This window comes from Candidatus Thioglobus sp. (genome assembly GCF_028599055.1).
Taxonomy (GTDB): Bacteria; Pseudomonadota; Gammaproteobacteria; order PS1; family Pseudothioglobaceae; genus Thioglobus_A.
On sequence record NZ_JAQRMS010000243.1, the window covers coordinates 1 to 1,586 of the forward strand.

2 protein-coding genes are annotated in these 1,586 nt (G+C 39.2%); both read right to left on the reverse strand.

Annotation, left to right across the window (positions count from 1 at the left end):
• Positions 1 to 678: TatD family hydrolase (locus PSN35_RS07635; protein ID WP_300031697.1), on the reverse strand; the 678-nt coding region annotated here is incomplete at its 3' end.
• Between the two features lie 726 nt (positions 679 to 1,404).
• The coding region (locus PSN35_RS07640; RefSeq protein ID WP_300031700.1) for a hypothetical protein at positions 1,405 to 1,586 on the reverse strand (182 nt) is incomplete at its 5' end.

The following is a 1,586-nucleotide window of genomic DNA, read 5'->3' on the forward strand; positions in this document are numbered from 1 at the left end:
ATGGGTTGAGATGAAGGACAGATGTTTATAAGAGAGTCTAAAGTTTGTGGAGCCGGTGAAACAATGCCAATGAATGGGTTGAGATGAAGGACAGATGTTTATAAGAGAGTCTAAAGTTTGATGATGAACGTCAGGTTTTCCTCTAGAATGAACAACAATAGTTAGATTGTTATCTACGGCCAGTTGAATTTGTTTCCTAAAATAAACAATCTGTTTCTGAAATTCAGAATCCGTTGGTCCATCTGTTGTGTCCAGTCCACATTCTCCTACTCCAACAGTTCTTGTAGATTTCACCATATCTTTTAATTTTTTAAACATGTGAACTAATGAATTGGAAGATTCTGAAAGTACCAACCTGGGATGGATTCCAAAGGTGAAATAGATATGTGGATCCTCACGGAGGTCCGATCTTTTGCTAGATGAAGGCCAAGCGCCAGGATAAACATAGTTGGCTACAATGTAGTTAAGGCTGGTATGGTATTCTTGCATTGTACCTAGATTATCCAGCTTGTAAAGGCCAGCACTGCTGCCACGTTTACAAAGCTGATCTAGATGACAATGTGCATCTGCCACTGGTATTGGTTCAGACTGTTCCTCTACTACTGGTATTGGTTCAGACTGTTCATCATGGGGTTGCACTAGTAGTCCTTCACAGGTTTTCCTTTCTTCAAAAGCCATTAGCCAATGTTGGTTTTCTGATGATAACTCTGAGATCAGTTTTTTTTTAAATAATTTTCCAATGAATAAGATGATGTAATTTCATGTGAGGAGGTGTAGCTATCAGATAATTTTGAAGTGGATCCAAATGGTTGAGTTGAATAAATAGATCTACCAATGGCTTTTCATATGTCAAATATTCTTTTGGTGGTGCTTGAGTGCGAACCCTCATGTGTCTGTTGATTTTGTCCTCGAGATCAGCAGGAAAAGATACCTCCAAGATTCTGGCCAATTCTCTGAACAAACCATTCAACAGTTCAACAAACATCTGTTGCCTATTGTCGAATATGGCCTCACTTTGATTGGTAGGATGTTTGTTTCTGATGTGTTTTTCTAGGAATTTGAGCTCTTGGATGCCGCAAATCCAACAGGCAGAGATTGGTGCCACATACCAGGGGAGATGTGCCTGTAGTGCATGGTTCCTTGGGTTTGTAAATTTCTTATAACAGATGTCACATTCTGTCCTCCTGCTGTTATCTGGTGCTGCGCCCTTGTGTCTCACCAATCTTTGTTCACCGGGTTCGTACATGTCTTCCGCATAATCCAGTTCTTCCTGTTGCTATTCCATGTTCAGATGAGAAGTTCTACTAAATATTACAATGAAAATATGTATTATTATCCATCAACAAAAACACAATTTTACATATCTACAAATATACAATTCAAACATGACTTAGTCATCATCCATCACATAGTCATCCAAATGTTTTGGGCGGCCCCTTCTCCTCTGCCCCCTGTCTGTACCTGCGACATATTCTTTATTCGAATCATATAAAAAGTTTCGTCCCAATCACCAAAATCCTGCAAAGAAGCCAAATTGCTGATTCTTGGTATTTTGTCATCTTCAACAGAATAGCGAAGAGTATCAT